Genomic DNA, 16,815 nt, shown 5'->3' on the forward strand with positions numbered 1-16,815 from the left:
GAAACTCTGACTTTATTAGCATTATACAAAGGCTCGCTTTTCGTAGATAGTTGGTAATCATATTTGATAAATTCTTTTATTTCTCGACGTAGAAAGTAGTCTGTTAGATAAATTTCCCTAAAAGACTTATAAGCAGGTCTGTTAGATTCCTAAAAACTTGCTTAATTTGAAACATTAGGCTATTAACAGACTGGTCTGTATGATTAACTGTATTCTCGCCACCATCCTTGATAGTATCCTCAGAGGGGGATTCAGGTAAGGGATTTTCCGCCTTCTCTACTACCTCTGTTCCCTCTGGTGTCTCTGTTTTCTCAGTTTCTTCCTTGAAAACAGCCTGATAAATAGCTTGGGCATCCGGGGCACTGCCAAGATAGCCTGAAACCAATTGACCATTTTTGAGACGAATCACACTTGGAGTCCCTGGAATACCTAGCTTATCAAATAGTATTTTACGAGACTCACGGTCCAACTGATCCGAATCTGTATTGTAATAAAGAAGCTGACCATCAATCAGGGTATTGAAATCCTTCAAAACCGGAGAATTTTGACGACAATAATAGCAGGTTGGCCGGCCAACATAAAGGATATGGTCCCCACCATCTTCAGTCAACATATTTGTGACATCACTGTAAGAGACTTGCTTCAGGTTTTCAAGATTCTTTTCATAAGTTTCAACCGAAACCTCTTCGGACCTCACTTCTGTCTCAGCCACTCCTGTCTGTGATGACGGAAGAAGATAATTTTCCTTTGCCTCACTATTAGATTCAGCCTTCTCAACCACTTGTTCGGAGGCTGTTTCGGAAGAATTCTGTACATTATCTACCTGACTATTCTCAACAAAATTATTGGATAATTCGATTGTAGATTCCTTAACATCTAACTCGTCCGCTGCTCCACTAAGCACTGCTAACTGGCAAGTACCTAAAACAAAACTCGCCATCAAAATAAATTGTATTTTCTTCATGTGTTCTCCTTATTTGTTTACTGTGTGACATCTTACTTTTTACCCATTAACAATAGCAAGGGTACCATAACACTAATCACCATGTTTCTCTCCTTTTTCTATTTATATTAATACTTTAGCCACTAAGTCCAAGCTATGTCTTCATTATAAGAGCTTAACGAAATAAAAAATAGTGACATAAATGTCACCATTCCATAAGATTAAAGACAAAAAGAAAAGGCTAAGCAAGCAAGCTCAACCTGAGACTATAGCAATCAACAGAGAAAATCATTTCTCCTTGTCCCTACCCGCTACCATAAGCGCAAACAAAGAAAAAGCTAGCGAAAGTGTTGACCAGACGAGACAATGGTCAATAAAGGCATCGCCTTCGGTGAAACTTAGCGTAGCATTTATCATCACAATAAATAGCCAGACGATCACGATAACAATGCTTAAACTTCTAATAAGATTATTCTTCTGTTTATCCATATTTCTCTTTCCCATACTTGGTGCTCATGGTAACTTTTAATCACCATAAGGGTATTTTCTTTTCAACCACCATTTGTTCCAACCCAATCGTTCAGGTAAGGTTTGAGGTCTAGATACAAAATCACCCCCTGTGACATTTTCTAACGTTTCAGCAGTGAGCTCTTCGCCATATACCTTAGTTCGCATTCTTATTTCTCCTTTCTTTTCAAAAATAAATACAGCAATAACCACTTGGACTATTCAAAAAACTAGTCGTCTTGGTAACCTAGTGGGTTTGGGTATAAGGCCATTATAAGTTCTCTCTTTTCAAAAAAATAGTGACATAAATGTCACTATCACTGAATACAAAAATCCAGGCCTTTATAAGACCTGTTCCAAAACTTGTTTATTTCTACGGTGTTTCAGAATAAGAGAAAAAATAACCTCAAAAAGGAGAAAAGTAAAATAAAGTCCTAAAACGTAAAGCAAAGTTTCCCATTTATCTGTTGCTGATTGAAAATGGCCGTGATAATCCACTGTACGGATGCTAATCAAAAGACAAACATCTAGAAATAGGGCTAGAAGAATACCATTGAAGCCTATAAAAAAACGCTTTTTAACCATAGTCTGACTCCTGTATGTTTTTTTCTTAACAAGAGAATACCAAACTCAACTTAAACCAGCCTAAAGCAAAAAAAAGACTCAAAGAGCCTTTTTCCTTTATATCAATTTTTCTTTCAGATATTGTCCTGTGTAGCTTTCTGGAACAGCTGCTACCTCTTCTGGAGTCCCTGTAGCTACGATGGTACCTCCACCGACACCGCCTTCAGGACCCAAATCAATGATATGGTCTGCGGTCTTGATAACATCCAGATTGTGCTCAATCACGAGAACAGTGTTGCCATCATCCGCAAAACGCTGAAGCACCTTCAAAAGACGTGCAATGTCATCTGTATGGAGACCAGTCGTCGGTTCATCCAGAATGTAGAAGGACTTCCCAGTAGAGCGTTTGTGCAACTCACTAGCCAGTTTCATACGTTGTGCTTCACCACCTGAGAGGGTTGTTGCTGGTTGTCCCAAGGTCACATACCCAAGCCCCACATCCTTGATCGTCTGCACCTTACGAGCAATCTTAGGAATAGCCGCAAAGAAGTCAACTGCGTCATCAACTGTCATATCCAGAATCTCCGCGATATTTTTCCCTTTATAACGAACCTCTAGGGTCTCAGAATTATAGCGTGTGCCATGACAAACCTCACAAGGGACATAAACATCAGGCAAAAAGTGCATCTCAATCTTGATAATACCATCACCAGAGCAGGCTTCACAACGGCCACCCTTGACATTGAAAGAGAAACGCCCCTTCTTGTAACCTCGAATCTTGGCTTCATTGGTTTGGGCAAAAAGATCACGAATATCGTCAAAGACGCCTGTGTAAGTCGCTGGATTAGAACGAGGTGTACGCCCAATTGGACTTTGGTCAATATCAATCAAACGCTCGATATGCTCGATTCCTGTCACTGATTTGTGTTTACCTGGCTTCTCACTATTGCGATTGAGCTCTTGGGCAATTTTTTTCTTGAGAATTCCGTTAACCAAAGTTGATTTTCCTGAACCAGAAACACCTGTGACTGCAATCAACTTTCCAAGTGGAAACTTAACAGACACATTCTTAAGGTTATTTTCGCTAGCTCCTGTAACCTCGATAAAACGACCATTACCTACACGACGTTCCGTCGGTACAGGAATTGATTTGGCACCTGACAGATATTGCCCAGTGATTGACTTCTTGTTCTTAGCCACTTCCTCTGGGGTTCCAGAGGCCATGATTTGACCACCAAAAGCACCAGCACCAGGTCCCACATCGATAAGCCAGTCAGCCTCACGCATGGTATCTTCATCATGCTCCACCACAATCAAGGTGTTGCCCAGGTCACGCATCTTTTTAAGACTTGAAATCAAGCGATCATTGTCACGCTGATGAAGCCCAATAGAAGGCTCATCCAAAACATATAGGACTCCAGAAAGGTTAGAGCCAATCTGTGTCGCCAAACGGATACGCTGACTCTCACCACCTGAAAGAGTTCCAGCCATACGAGAGAGAGTCAAATAATTAAGGCCGACATTATTTAAGAAAGTCAAGCGATCCTTGATTTCCTTAACAATTGGACGAGCGATCACTCCCTCGTTTTCACCTAATTCAAGGTTATCGATTTCCTTAAGATGATCTGAAATAGACAAATCAGAGATTTGACCAATATTGAGACCATTCTCACCACCAACACGAACTGAGAGTGCTGCTTCGTTAAGACGATAGCCATGACAAGTTGGACATGACAGCTCATTCATATAACCTCGCATGACATTGCGAGTGAAATCACTATTGGTCTCGTGATAGCGACGATTGATATTAGTCACAACCCCTTCAAAAGGAATGTCAATATCACGCACCCCACCAAAATCATTAACATAATGGAAATGGAATTCACGATCCCCAGATCCGTAGAGAATCAAATCTTGTTCTTCTTTTTTAAGATCTTCAAATGGCGTATCCATATCCACGCCGAACTGCTCCATAGCCTGCTCAAGCATGGCTGGATAATAGTTGGACGAAATAGGATTCCAAGGCGCCAGAGCACCTTCACGTAAGGTCTTACTAGCATCAGGGATAACCAAATCCATATCAACTTCTAGTTTATTACCCAAACCATCACAGGTCGGACAAGAGCCAAATGGCGCATTGAATGAAAAGAGACGAGGCTCCAACTCTGGCACTGTGAAGCCACAAACCGGACAAGAATAATGTTCTGAGTAAAGCAGCTCATTATCATCCATAGTATCCACAATCAAGTAGCCATCTGCTAAACGTAGGGCCGCCTCAACCGAATCAAAGAGACGACTACGGATACCATCCTTATTCACCAAGCGGTCCACAACCACTTCGATATTATGCATCTTAGACTTAGACAACTCTGGCACTTCTGTGACATCGTAAATCTCACCATCTACACGAACACGAACATAACCGTCCTTTTGTACACGCTCAAAAACGGCCTTGTGTTGCCCTTTTCTACGACGAACAATCGGCGCTAAAATTTGCATACGTGTACGCTCAGGAAGAGCTAGAACCTCGTCCACAATCTGTTCCACAGAGGACGACTGAATGGCTCCATGACCATTAGGACAATAAGGGACACCCACACGCGCATACAGAAGACGAAGATAGTCATTAATCTCTGTTGCCGTTCCGACCGTCGAACGAGGGTTTTTGCTTGTTGTTTTCTGGTCAATGGAGATAGCAGGACTCAAACCATCAATCGAGTCCACATCAGGTTTCTCCATATTTCCCAAAAACTGGCGGGCATAAGCCGAGAGACTTTCAACATAACGACGTTGCCCCTCTGCATAGATGGTATCAAAGGCCAAAGAAGACTTACCAGAACCTGACAAGCCCGTCACCACCACCAGTTTATCACGCGGAATCTCCACATCGATATTTTTTAAATTGTGAGCTCTTGCTCCATGAATCACTAACTTATCTTGCATTTTTTTAAGAGGCCCTAGCCCAAAAGCTACTGCCGCTCCTTTCTACAGACGGATGGAAAATCCATCCCGACTTTCTCTCATAATTATAACAAAATTTCAATTTATCCAGCCCAAAAATGTTTCAAATGTAGTATAATGGTGGAGTGTCTAAAAAAGGCAAGGAACATCATCCCAAGCCTCTTTTGACAGCACTAAAAAAGCTAAGAGCAGTGTTAATTAGACTTAAAAGCGATTGTAAAAATCCTTTTATAATCAAGATGCCAGCGCTTACTTAATGACAAAGGAGGGGTTCCCATTGAAACAAATGTTCTTATCCACCGGAAAAGAATTCAAAGAAATTGAAACATTCGAGCCTGGTGCTTGGATTCATTTGGTGAACCCTTCCCAAGAAGAAGCCATGAAGGTCGCAGAACGGTTTAACATTGATATTCAAGACCTCCGCGCCCCTCTGGACGTGGAAGAAACTTCACGTATCGATGTCGAAGATGACTACACCCTGATTCTGGTCGACGTTCCAACCCAAGAAGAGCGTAATAACAAAAGTTACTACGTCACTATCCCATTAGGTATCATCGTTACCGATGAGGTAGTCGTTACTACCTGTCTTGAGGACATCAGCCTTATGGATAACTTCCTCAACCACCGTGTGCGTAACTTCTACACCTTCATGAAGACCCGTTTTGTCTTTCAGATTCTCTATCGCAACGCTCAACTTTACCTAACCGCCCTACGTTCTATCGACCGCCAGAGCGATAAATTGGAAGCTCAGTTGGAAAATGCGACTAAAAACGAGCACTTGATTGACATGATGGAATTGGAAAAATCCATTGTCTATCTTAAAGCATCACTTAAGATGAATGAGCGTATTGTCAAAAAGCTAACAGGTAACGCCTCTAGCTTGAAGAAATATATCGAGGACGAGGATCTCTTGGAAGATACGCTGGTTGAAACCCAACAGGCCATTGAGATGGCAGGCATCTATGAAAACGTCTTGAATGCCATGGCTGAAACCTCTGCCTCTATCATCGGCAATAACCAGAACACAATCATGAAAACACTCGCTCTCATGACTATGGCTCTGGATATCCCAACCGTTATCTTCTCCGCCTACGGTATGAACTTTAAAAACAATTCTATGCCACTAAACGATTTAGATAACGCCTTTTGGGTCATCTTCTTCATGGCAGTCTTCGGGTCATCCTGCGTTGTTATCTACTTTATCAGGAAAAAATGGTTCTAATATAGAGCCTCTTCTTTTCCCTAAACTACAAAACTAAAAAAATAATACTATTTATCGAAAGGTCATCTCATGGACATCCAAAAACTCACCAAGAAAAACCAAGAATTTATCCACATCGCAACTAACCAACTCATCAAAGATGGTAAATCAGACCAAGAAATCAAAGACATTCTTGGCAATGTCATTCCTGAACTTATCGAAAATCAGAAAAAAGGAATTACAGGACGTGGACTCCTTGGTGCTCCAACTGTTTGGGCAGCTAGTTTCTCTCCTGAAAAACACCAAAAACCTGAAACTGGTAAGCCTAACAAAGAAGTGCCAGAAACAGATAAAACTCCTTGGAAGATGTGGCTTGATACCTCACTCTTCCTTCTAGCCATCGTTGCTATCATGAACGCTATCTTTGGTTTCTCAGGTACACAAACTAGCTACGGCCTCACAACCCTTCTTTCAGTGTCATTCATTGGAGGCCTTGCTATGTATACCCCTTATCACTACATCTACCGTCACAATAACAAACCAAAAGAAGAACGTCCAAAATGGTGGTTCAGCATGACCGTCATCACACTCTCTTTTATTGCATGGTTTGCTCTCTTTAGTCTTACAGCCCTTCTTCCAAGCTACCTCAACCCTGGTCTTTCACCAATTGTAATCCTTATCATTGGTGTCATCGCTGGTGTTGCCAAATACTTCTTCAAACGTCATTACAACGTCCAAAGTACTTACGCACCTGCATCTTAATCAACCTCAAGCACCCATAAGGGTGCTTTTTTACGTCAGAAATCTTGACACAGTTGGCTATTCTATACTAAAATGTTAAAGTTAATAGACAAAAGAAAGAATTCCAATAGATGCGTATCAAATTCCCTCTACTAATCATTGCTTGCTGCCTACTACTTATGGCTTGTGGCCACAAGAATACTCAGAAAAACTATCAAGCTTACTATAGTTTTAACAATGTGACGACTTCCACTCAGGAAAAACAGCTAGCAAAAGCCTTAAAAAGCAAGGGTATTCCGACAAAAGACTGGGACAATCTAGCCCCTTATATTAGTCGTTACAATCAGGAAAATACAAATCTCCAACCTGTTGTCAAAAAATGGACCCAAAGTAAAATCGGCAAGGATCAAAATCAATTCGTCACCTTCCTTAATGAAAAAACTTTCGAAGATAACAAATCACATTTTACTGATGACTTAAACTGCCGACGAACATCGTTCCTCCTTCTTCATGACCTTATTACAAGCTCAGAGGACCTCACCAAATTGGACCTCCCCTCTCAAAACGAATTTATAGATCTTAAGTCACGCCACAAAGAGCTAACTTCCAAGGATCAAGCTCTCTATAGTCTCCTCTTTGGAGATAATATCAGCTACCAGTCTACGGATGACCTCCTTAAAGCTTGGAAAAAAGCTGGACTCAAGTTTCCAGAAAAGGTTAAACTCCTCTCAGTCTTTCAAAATAGCCCTGGTGATGTCAGCAATTTCCACACGGCTATAACTTACGAAAAAGATGGCAGTATCTATGTCTTTGAAAAACAGGACCCAACACTTCCTTATAGGTGGAGCCGCTTCAATAATTGGGCAGATATCAAAACACATTGGTTATCAAACCGCTTCAAGGTCTTCAAAGATAATGTCGATATCCTCGTTAACGACCAAAAATTTGATGATTTCTTAGAAAACACACTCTATATACCACAAAACAACCAACTAGCTCCTCAAGATAAATGAGAAGACCAGTTGGTTTTTCTTTTTCCCTAAAGTATAAAATAACACTCAACACACAAGCCTAAAAAGAAAAAAGCCCATAAAATCAAGCCAGAAAAAAACACCCTCAGTCGAGGGCATTATTTTTAGTCTTCGTTTACGTAAGGCATAAGTGCCATAACGCGAGCGCGTTTAATCGCTGTTGTTACTTTACGTTGGTTTTTAGCTGAAGTTCCTGTTACACGACGTGGAAGAATTTTACCACGTTCTGAAACGAAACGGCTAAGAAGCTCAGTATCTTTGTAATCAACATATTCGATTTTGTTAGCTGCGATGTAATCAACTTTTTTACGGCGTTTGAATCCGCCACGACGTTGTTGAGCCATGTTTATTTCTCCTTTATATATTTAATTCGTTTTGTCCATTCTTAGAATGGGAGATCGTCATCTGAAATATCCATTGGATTTGAATTACCAAATGGACTCTCGTCACGACCGAAGTTTGGTGTAGATTGTGCAGGTTGTGATCCACCAAATGAACCACCAGTTGAAGCTCCTCCACCGAATGAATTTGAATTATCAAATCCTCCAGCGTTGTAAGAACCACCACTGTGACCTTCACGTGCCGCACGGCTTTCCAACATTTGGAAATTATCAGCGACAACTTCAGTTACGTAAACACGTTGACCTTGTTGATTTTCATAGTTACGAGTCTGAATACGACCTGTAATTCCAATCAATGCGCCTTTCTTAGCCCAGTTAGCCAAATTTTCAGCTTGCTGGCGCCAGATAACACAGTTAATAAAGTCAGTTTCACGTTCACCATTAGCACCCTTGAAGTTACGGTTAACCGCAAGGCTGAATGTTGCAACAGCAACGTTACTTGGTGTATAACGAAGTTCCGCATCACGGGTCATGCGACCAACGAGTACGACATTATTAATCATAATTTACCTTCTTACGCGTCAAGTTTAACGATCATGTGACGAAGAATGTCACCGTTGATTTTTGAAAGACGGTCAAACTCGTTAAGAGCAAAATCGTTATCAGATTCAACGTTAACAACGTGGTAAAGTCCTTCACGGAAATCTTGGATTTCGTATGCAAGACGACGTTTTTCCCAATCTTTTGATTCAACAACAGTTGCACCGTTGTCAGTCAAGATAGAATCGAAACGTGCTACCAAAGCGTTTTTAGCTTCTTCTTCAATGTTTGGACGAATGATATAAAGAATTTCGTATTTAGCCATTGATATTTTCCTCCTCTTTTGGTCTAATGACTCATGGTCTTTCGCCACGAGTAAGTGAGGTGCACTCACAAGATATAATTCTACCAAAGTTTGAGGGATAATGCAAGGAAAAAGTAAAGAGTTAGAAATTTTCCCTCATAAAAAAATTAAGCCCTATGCGTCATCTTTTCTCCGGTCAAACTTCATGCTAAAATAAGAGAATGCTTTATCATAAAAAGAAATTAGGAGAAAAACTAGGACTTCCAACCTTTAACCACTACTATAATATTCCTATTACTTCCCTAGAATATAACCTTAAAAACTTAGGTCCGAGTGATACCTATATTATCACTTTTAAACAGGACAATAACCTCTTTGTTGTTGACATAAGACATTCGCTTGGACATACCAGTCATTTTGATACCGTCTCCCTCTTTGAACAAGACAAGGTCTTATCAGGCATCGCTGCTGTCCCTTTGGCCTCTGTTCATAGCATACAAATCTTGTCTTTTCCAGACAAGTTACACTCTCTGGACCCTAGTCAGCGTCTAAAAAATCTCGTCGCTCTTTACTACAAGGATGCAGAAATCATGCGTTACCTCAAGACGACTAAAAATATCGGTGATCAGGTGGCAAGATATCAATTAGAGGCTGATCGACTAGAAAGACAGGATAAGAGTTTTGACTTCTTCAAGTACGCCAGTCGTAGCAAAATACGAGAAGAAAACGGTCTTTCGGAAGTATCCAGCAAGGACTACGACTTCATTCCTGATTTTCATCCCTTCTTAACCTCACCAAGAAGCCAACAGGTTCTAAGCGTACCAGTAACCTACTGTGATGACAAAACGAAACAGACCGCTAAAATAGACATCATGGGGTGGTATATCAAGGACCAACAACTTAAGATTCGTTGGAAACCCAAGTACATGCGCAAACGTCGATGGCGCTCATCACGTATCTCAATTGATATCGTGACCGACAACTACTTCTTCCAAGGACAAATCTATAGAGACAGTAGCGCCCCCATATTTCTGAACAACCTAAGCTTTGATAGCAAGATTCCTAAGAGCTTCCTGCCGCATCTTAAAAATCAATACCAAATCTTTATGGCTCTAGTCGAAGAACAAAAAAGACTGGCTCTCCTACGAAAGGTCCAGTTAAACAATAAGGATTAAGTAACTTTCAGCAAAATTCAACATATCAAAAAGCTCATTCTTACACGCTAGAATGAGCTTTTAAGATTCTTCAATTGTCATTAGAACATCCTTTTGGAATTTTGTAAAAAATATTTTCATAAGGAGGAGTCATTGTGTGTCACCATTTTTATACCTAGCAATCATAGATTACCTCCATCAACTTACAAATAACTTTTTTGTATTGTAAATTTTCTATTACATTGGTATCACTCCCTAAGCTATTTTATGCAATAACTTGAAGTGTCTCCATTTTTATAACGTCCTAAATTCATCATCATAGTAATCACCTCTGATTCGTATGATTTGAGACCTATCTCCCCATTGACCACTCAATGAGATTTACTTGTCGCCGTTCTTATAACGACTTACATCAAACATCAACATAAGCGTCACCTCGGTACTTTGTTACAAGATTTAAGCATTTAACTTTTGTCGATAGTTTACTCATTTGGCATCGGTATCACTCCTTAAGCTATTTTACGCAACAGCTTAAGTGTCTCCGTTTTTATACCTACTAACATTTCTCATGAGCTTTACCTCACTTTTTGACGTTAATCTTGAGTTTAGCTTTCGATTTCTGGTGGTATCACTCCCTTGTAGCTATTTTATGCAACATTTTTAATCGCCGTTTTTATACCTACTAACATTTCTCATGAGCTTTACCTCACTTTTTGACGTTAATCTTGAGTTTAGCTTTCGATTTCTGGTGGTATCACTCCCTTGTAGCTATTTTATGCAACATTTTTAATCGCCGTTTTTATACCTACTGATATATTTCATGAACTCACCTCGTTCATCTTAAGAATATAGGATTTACGTTTCGTGTGGCATGGGTATCACTCCCTTGTAGCTATTTTATGCGACTGAATTAATCTCCGTTCTTGTAACGTCCTACTGTCATGCGGTCACGCTCCTCAGAGATGATTGATAAAGTTATTTGTTTTGCCTACTGTTTTGTTTAGAGATCTCAGTCTCCGTTTTTGTACCTTGAAATATTGACTCTCACCATGGCTTTTACCTCCTTGATGAATCCTTATCTTCTTTACACTCTTAGTATAATGTAAACGCTTACTTTTGTCAATCTTTTTAACAGAAAAACGCATAATTTTTTGAAAAAAGATTTCTTTGCTACAATAGAGACATGTTAGATTTAAAAGAATACGGCATTGTCATGTGGGATGCTGAGAAAATCGCCTCTTTTCGTCGTACCCTCCTGGACTGGTACGATCGAGAGAAACGAGACCTACCGTGGCGAAGAACTAAAAATCCCTACTATATCTGGGTCAGTGAAATCATGCTACAACAAACCCAGGTTCAGACTGTCATTCCCTATTACGAGCGCTTTTTAAACTGGTTTCCAACAGTTAAAGATTTGGCTGAAGCTCCAGAAGAGAAGCTTCTCAAAGCTTGGGAAGGGTTAGGTTACTATTCACGTGTCCGAAACATGCAAAAGGCTGCTAAACAAATCATGGATGACTTTGATGGTCAGTTTCCAGATACTTATGACAATATTGCCAAACTCAAGGGCATCGGGCCCTATACTGCTGGTGCTATTTCTAGCATCGCCTTTGGGCTCCCAGAACCCGCTGTTGATGGTAATGTTATGCGAGTCATGGCTCGTCTCTTTGAGGTTAATTACGATATTGGAGACGCCAAAAATCGTAAGATTTTCCAAGCGATTATGGACATTTTGATTGACCCTGACCGTCCAGGGGACTTTAATCAGGCGCTTATGGACCTTGGGACCGATATCGAATCGGCTAAAAATCCAAGACCAGACGAAAGCCCTATTCGCTTTTTCTGTGCAGCCTATCTCAATGGAACTTATGACAAGTACCCTATCAAATTGCCTAAGAAGAAGCCTAAACCTATGCAAATTCAAGCTTTTATTATCAGAAATGCAAAGGGTGAATTTCTGCTCGAAAAAAATATCGAGGGACGTCTGCTAGGTGGTTTCTGGTCCTTCCCTATCATGGAAACGGACTTTATTGGTCAACAACTCAGCCTTTTTGAAAAGGATGATTATATTCTCGAGACAGTCTCTCAAAAGGCTATTTTTGAAGAAAATTATGCCCTTAATCCAGAGTGGACGAACAATGATTTTACACCTGTAAAACATACCTTCAGCCACCAAAAATGGACCATCGAGATGGTAGAAGGTAGCGTCAATGACGACAAACTCACTACCGATAAGGAGTTATGCTGGGTAGCGGCTGAGGACTTCGACCAGTTCCCAATGGCCACACCACAAAAGAAAATGATTAAAACTTATGAAGACAGCAAAAAAGGATAGCATTGAGTGCTACCCTTTTTGTTATACGTCACGTTTAGCGTGCTTCCGGCCACGCAAAGCAAGGTATACCTTTGAAAGAACTACTCCCAAAAAGATATAAAACAACTCCAAATAAGTCACATTTTTTGACATCAAAAATTCAATCATAGTACGACACTCCTTTTTATTAAGAACTCCTGTCGCTGTTCTCAGTTATGGTTCTATTATAGGTAATACGGCCAATAAAAAATAGTGACATAAATGTCACTATGACGAAAACAAAAAAGCCGAAACGTTTCAGTTTCAGCTTGTTAATCATTAGTCTACTTTGTAGAAGAAATAACTATCGTCTGTGGTGCCATAAAGTGACTACCCACCCCAGATACGATCCTTACTTTTATCTGACTGATCATCGGCTTTCTCATTTGGCGATGACATTACAGAACCAGTCAAAGATACTCCTTTGGGTAAAAATGCTAATGTTCCACCACTAGGACCAACTTCTTTTGGCACAAGTCCTGCTTTAAAAAAGCCATCAGTAATTTTACCATATTCAATTGCTACCTTTGCCGTATACAATCCTATAAATTGGAATTAATTTACTTCATTGTCTCTTTCTTTTTTCTACATTTGTACACAATAAAATGGACTATACAAAATATAACGAACATAGACGTGAAATTTATCCAGATGTCCATATACGCGGACTGAGCTAAATTTTCTCTAAAGCTCGTAGACCATACATAAAAAAATGCAAGCAAAACTGTCGGTATGTACGAAACTGCATATCTTAGAACCATAGGCTTTATAATCAGCTCTGTAACAAGAGCATATGCCACTACACCTATTAAAACTATGATTGCTCTGTCTATTTCGTGCCAGTTTCCGCTCGGATCCTCATATATTCCGTTATATAAATACAAAATGCTGTTTAGCACCGTTACAAATGTATATAAAACCGTATATGCGAAAATCAAATTCTTATATTTATCCTTTTTCATTGCACTACTACTCCAGAAATTCAAATTTGTTTATCTAATTATAAAATAAAGGTTAACGACTAATCAATTTAATTATATAACTAAAATTAGAAATGTTTATTCCAAATTTATTTGAGAGCTGTTCTAAGTTATTCCTTCCTTTCTAAGTTCATAGATTAGAACTTGTAACTTGCTCTTCGGATGAAAGCCTCTGCTACCGGCCAAGGCTTAAAAAACCACCGAATAGTTCCACTTCAGCACCACCTTTGCTAGCTGACCCGACTAGCAAGTCTCATTAGTATATTAGCTACTGGTCGGGAACCCCTATCTAATATAACACTTTAGGGGGACTTTTTTGATACATCGTTAAAAACTTTTCGGAACCACTAGCATATCTGGTGTTTTTCAATAGGCAAAAAAGCCGGACCTCAGTCCAGCTTTTTTGCCTATTTCTACTTGGTCATAAAGTAGGTGATAATCACCAACACTGCTACGATAGCCAGAACAACGGCCAGAAATCCTAGCATGTAGCGCAAGAGAAAATAGGTAAATGGAAAATTTTCTTTCATGTTTTACTTTGCCTCATACCATGTGCGGCCGTCATTCTCATCTGCGATGAGAGGGACAGCGAGTTCGACTGCAGCTTCCATAGTTTCTTTAACCAAGGCTTTCATCGCTACAAGTTCGTCGTTTGGCACCTCAAGGACGATTTCATCGTGCACCTGTAGGAGCATCTTAGTTTTATAGCCACCTTCTACCAGAGCCTTGTCTAGGTTAATCATAGCAATCTTGAGGATATCAGCAGCACTTCCTTGGATAGGAGAGTTGATAGCTGTACGCTCTGCGAAGTTGCGGACGTTAAAGTTACGAGAATTAATATCTGGCAACTCACGACGGCGGTGGAAGAGAGTTTCTACGTAGCCCTTATCCTTGGCTTCACGAACCACATTATCCATATAGGCCTTGATACCAGGATAACGTTCAAAGTAGGTGTCGATATACTCCTTGGCCTTCTTACGGCTAATGCCAAGGTTGTTAGAAAGACCAAAATCAGAAATGCCATAAACAATCCCGAAGTTAACAGCCTTTGCATTACGACGGTCGTTAGGTGTGACATCCTCTGGCTTTTCAATGCCAAAGACACGCATGGCTGTAGAGGTATGGATATCTGCCCCCTCTTTAAAGGCTGCAATCAAATGCTCATCTCCCGAAATATGAGCCAGCACGCGCAACTCAATCTGTGAGTAATCCGAGCTTAAAAGCACTGCGTCCTCAGTCGATGGGACAAAGGCCTTACGGATGAGACGACCTTGCTCCAAGCGAACAGGAATATTTTGCAAGTTGGGATCCACTGATGACAAACGACCTGTCTGAGTTAAATCTTGCACATAACGGGTATGGATTTTACCATCCTCAAGGATATAATCCTGAAGCCCCAAGACATAGGTAGACTGAAGCTTAGTGATTTGGCGGTACTCCAAAATCTTAGCTACAATTGGAGCAATTGGTGCTAATCGTTCAAGGACATCCACAGCTGTTGAGTAACCTGTCTTGGTTTTCTTAGTGTATTCCAAAGGTAGACCCATCTTTTCAAAGAGGATAACACCCAACTGTTTAGGCGAGTTAATATTGAACTCCTCGCCCGCCATTTCGTAGATTTCTTGGGTCAATTTATCAATGACTACTTGGTTTTCCACTGCCATCTCGTTAAGGGTTTGTCCCTTAACCTTAATACCAGCGATTTCCATCTTAGCTAACACATTTGCCAGTGGTAACTCCATGTCAAAGAGAAGCTCTGATTGACCGTGTTCAGCCAATTTTTCAAGCATAACCGGTTTAGCAACCTGAAGGACCTTGACTTTTTTAGCTAGGTGGCTGAGTAAGACATCTTTTTCAGGAACCGCACGCTTAGCCCCCTTGCCATAGACCACTTCATCTGTTTCTAACGGTAGGTCCGTATAGAGACGGGCAATGGTTGACAATTCATTGTCTTCAACGGTTGAGAGCAGATACTTGGCCAGACGTGCATCAAAATTAGCCGTAGGCAAGTCAATACCTAGATGGCTCAAAAGGACCTTACTTCGCTTGAAATCGTAGATATTAACAGCTTTTGAAAGAGCTGCCTGGAAGGCTTCTGATTTGAGTAGGTCTGTATATGTAGACGCATAAATCTGCTTGTCATTCCCCCAAGCAAAACCGATGATAGGTTCTATGTGATAATTGTCACCGAGGATTTCAAAATAGAAGAAATCGTCAGAGCTAAAGTGAGCTTCTGTCACTTGACTAGGCTCTGCATAGGCCACATCAAAATCCTGCGGAACAGCCTCTCCACCAAGGGCATTTTTGAACTGAACAAAGCCCATCTCGTCATAAAAGGCTGCCAATTTTTCAAGGTCAGGTCCCGTAAAGGCCGTATCATCTAAGCCAATTTCAATAGGAGACTGGGTATCAATGGTCGCCAGAGTTTTAGAAAGGAAGGCTTGCTCCTTATCATTGATGAGATTTTCCTTCATTTTGGACTTCTTCATCTCATCAATATGCTCATAGATACCTTCAAGGGAACCGTGTTCCAAGAGGAGCTTGAGACCAGTCTTTTCACCAATCTTAGTAACTCCTGGAATATTATCGGACTTATCACCCATGAGAGACTTAAGGTCGATGAATTGCGCGGGGGTAATACCCATTTTCTCCATGAGGTAGTCAGGTGTGAAGGCCTCAAACTCAGCCACACCTTTCTTCGAAATCTCAACGACTGTGTTTTCGTCAGTCAGCTGAATCAAGTCTTTATCCCCAGAGACAACAGTAATGTGATAGTCCTCACTGGTATTTTCAGCCATCTTAGCCAAGGTACCGATAATGTCATCTGCCTCGTACTGAGCTAGGTCGTAATAGGCGATACCACGTGCAGCCAACATCTCACGGATATAAGGGAACTGCTCACGGAATTCCTCTGGTGTCTTGGCACGACCAGCCTTGTAGTCTGCGAACATCTCTGTACGGAAAGTTGTTTTACCAGCATCAAAGGCTACCAAGACATGAGTCGGTTGGATACGCTCAAGCAGGTTGTCCAACATGAGGTGGAAGCCATAAATGGCATTGGTATGAAGGCCATTATTGTTACGAAAACGGTCAATTTGATTATAAAGTGCGAAAAAGGCACGAAAGGCAACGGATGAACCGTCAATTAGGAGTAATTTTTTCTGATTAGTCATAGGTTTATTATAGCATAGATGA

General features: G+C 40.6%; 16 protein-coding genes. 5 read left to right on the forward strand and 11 right to left on the reverse strand.

Annotated elements, in window-relative coordinates; genetic code table 11:
* Nucleotides 1-103: 103 nt before the first annotated feature.
* From NSQ79_RS08955 to uvrA, 5 genes are all read right to left on the reverse strand, one after another.
* Complete coding sequence (locus tag NSQ79_RS08955) at nucleotides 104-964, reverse strand: thioredoxin family protein (protein ID WP_045769129.1); 861 nt, start codon at nucleotides 962-964, stop codon at nucleotides 104-106.
* A 267-nt stretch (nucleotides 965-1,231) separates the two neighbouring features.
* On the reverse strand, nucleotides 1,232-1,432 hold the full coding sequence (locus tag NSQ79_RS08960) for a hypothetical protein (protein ID WP_013991177.1): 201 nt from the start codon (nucleotides 1,430-1,432) through the stop codon (nucleotides 1,232-1,234).
* A gap of 36 nt (nucleotides 1,433-1,468) precedes the next feature.
* Nucleotides 1,469-1,618 carry a hypothetical protein gene (locus NSQ79_RS08965; protein ID WP_013991178.1) on the reverse strand — a complete coding sequence of 50 codons (150 nt, stop codon included), beginning with the start codon at nucleotides 1,616-1,618 and terminating at the stop codon, nucleotides 1,469-1,471.
* Nucleotides 1,619-1,792: 174 nt separating this feature from the next.
* Nucleotides 1,793-2,035 (reverse strand): DUF3923 family protein, encoded by a 243-nt coding sequence (locus NSQ79_RS08970; protein ID WP_045769128.1) that lies wholly within the window; start codon nucleotides 2,033-2,035, stop codon nucleotides 1,793-1,795.
* 96 nt (nucleotides 2,036-2,131) lie between these two features.
* Nucleotides 2,132-4,957, reverse strand: a complete 2,826-nt coding sequence (gene uvrA, locus NSQ79_RS08975; protein WP_045769127.1) for an excinuclease ABC subunit UvrA — start codon at nucleotides 4,955-4,957, stop codon at nucleotides 2,132-2,134.
* A 295-nt stretch (nucleotides 4,958-5,252) separates the two neighbouring features.
* Between uvrA and NSQ79_RS08980 the strand changes: the two genes are divergently transcribed.
* From NSQ79_RS08980 to NSQ79_RS08990, 3 genes are all read left to right on the forward strand, one after another.
* Nucleotides 5,253-6,197 (forward strand): magnesium transporter CorA family protein, encoded by a 945-nt coding sequence (locus NSQ79_RS08980; RefSeq protein WP_045769126.1) that lies wholly within the window; start codon nucleotides 5,253-5,255, stop codon nucleotides 6,195-6,197.
* 69 nt (nucleotides 6,198-6,266) lie between these two features.
* Nucleotides 6,267-6,938: a DUF1129 domain-containing protein gene (locus NSQ79_RS08985; protein WP_013991182.1), complete on the forward strand. Its 672-nt coding sequence runs from the start codon at nucleotides 6,267-6,269 to the stop codon at nucleotides 6,936-6,938.
* Between the two features lie 110 nt (nucleotides 6,939-7,048).
* A complete protein-coding gene (locus tag NSQ79_RS08990) occupies nucleotides 7,049-7,930 on the forward strand; it encodes a DUF4300 family protein (protein ID WP_004183473.1) in 882 nt (293 codons plus the stop codon).
* 122 nt (nucleotides 7,931-8,052) lie between these two features.
* On the opposite strand, the gene rpsR is transcribed toward NSQ79_RS08990, so the two are convergent.
* The 3 genes from rpsR to rpsF are packed head-to-tail and all read right to left on the reverse strand — an operon-like array spanning nucleotide 8,053 to nucleotide 9,154.
* Nucleotides 8,053-8,292 (reverse strand): 30S ribosomal protein S18, encoded by a 240-nt coding sequence (gene rpsR / locus NSQ79_RS08995; RefSeq protein ID WP_000068665.1) that lies wholly within the window; start codon nucleotides 8,290-8,292, stop codon nucleotides 8,053-8,055.
* Nucleotides 8,293-8,333: 41 nt separating this feature from the next.
* On the reverse strand, nucleotides 8,334-8,852 hold the full coding sequence (locus NSQ79_RS09000) for a single-stranded DNA-binding protein (RefSeq protein WP_002891844.1): 519 nt from the start codon (nucleotides 8,850-8,852) through the stop codon (nucleotides 8,334-8,336).
* Between the two features lie 11 nt (nucleotides 8,853-8,863).
* Nucleotides 8,864-9,154: a 30S ribosomal protein S6 gene (gene rpsF / locus NSQ79_RS09005; RefSeq protein ID WP_002884188.1), complete on the reverse strand. Its 291-nt coding sequence runs from the start codon at nucleotides 9,152-9,154 to the stop codon at nucleotides 8,864-8,866.
* 200 nt (nucleotides 9,155-9,354) lie between these two features.
* Here rpsF and NSQ79_RS09010 point away from each other — a divergent pair, with 200 nt between their 5' ends.
* Together NSQ79_RS09010 and mutY are read left to right on the forward strand one after the other, a co-directional pair.
* Entirely contained in the window at nucleotides 9,355-10,308 is a 954-nt protein-coding gene (locus NSQ79_RS09010) for a hypothetical protein (RefSeq protein WP_045769125.1), read from the forward strand.
* A gap of 1,162 nt (nucleotides 10,309-11,470) precedes the next feature.
* Nucleotides 11,471-12,622 (forward strand): A/G-specific adenine glycosylase, encoded by a 1,152-nt coding sequence (gene mutY / locus NSQ79_RS09015; RefSeq protein WP_014632598.1) that lies wholly within the window; start codon nucleotides 11,471-11,473, stop codon nucleotides 12,620-12,622.
* A 348-nt stretch (nucleotides 12,623-12,970) separates the two neighbouring features.
* Here mutY and NSQ79_RS09020 read toward each other — a convergent pair whose 3' ends face one another.
* From NSQ79_RS09020 to polA, 3 genes are all read right to left on the reverse strand, one after another.
* The gene (locus NSQ79_RS09020; protein WP_014632597.1) at nucleotides 12,971-13,180 is read right to left on the reverse strand and encodes a hypothetical protein; all 210 of its coding nucleotides are present in this window, start codon (nucleotides 13,178-13,180) and stop codon (nucleotides 12,971-12,973) included.
* Nucleotides 13,181-13,200: 20 nt separating this feature from the next.
* The gene (locus tag NSQ79_RS09025) at nucleotides 13,201-13,602 is read right to left on the reverse strand and encodes a DUF6608 family protein (RefSeq protein WP_004183523.1); all 402 of its coding nucleotides are present in this window, start codon (nucleotides 13,600-13,602) and stop codon (nucleotides 13,201-13,203) included.
* A 551-nt stretch (nucleotides 13,603-14,153) separates the two neighbouring features.
* Nucleotides 14,154-16,793: a DNA polymerase I gene (gene polA / locus NSQ79_RS09030; protein WP_049527820.1), complete on the reverse strand. Its 2,640-nt coding sequence runs from the start codon at nucleotides 16,791-16,793 to the stop codon at nucleotides 14,154-14,156.
* Between the last annotated feature and the right edge of the window lie 22 nt (nucleotides 16,794-16,815).

Origin of the sequence: Streptococcus sp. FSL W7-1342 (genome assembly GCF_037966635.1) — a bacterium.
GTDB lineage: Bacteria > Bacillota > Bacilli > Lactobacillales > Streptococcaceae > Streptococcus > Streptococcus salivarius_D.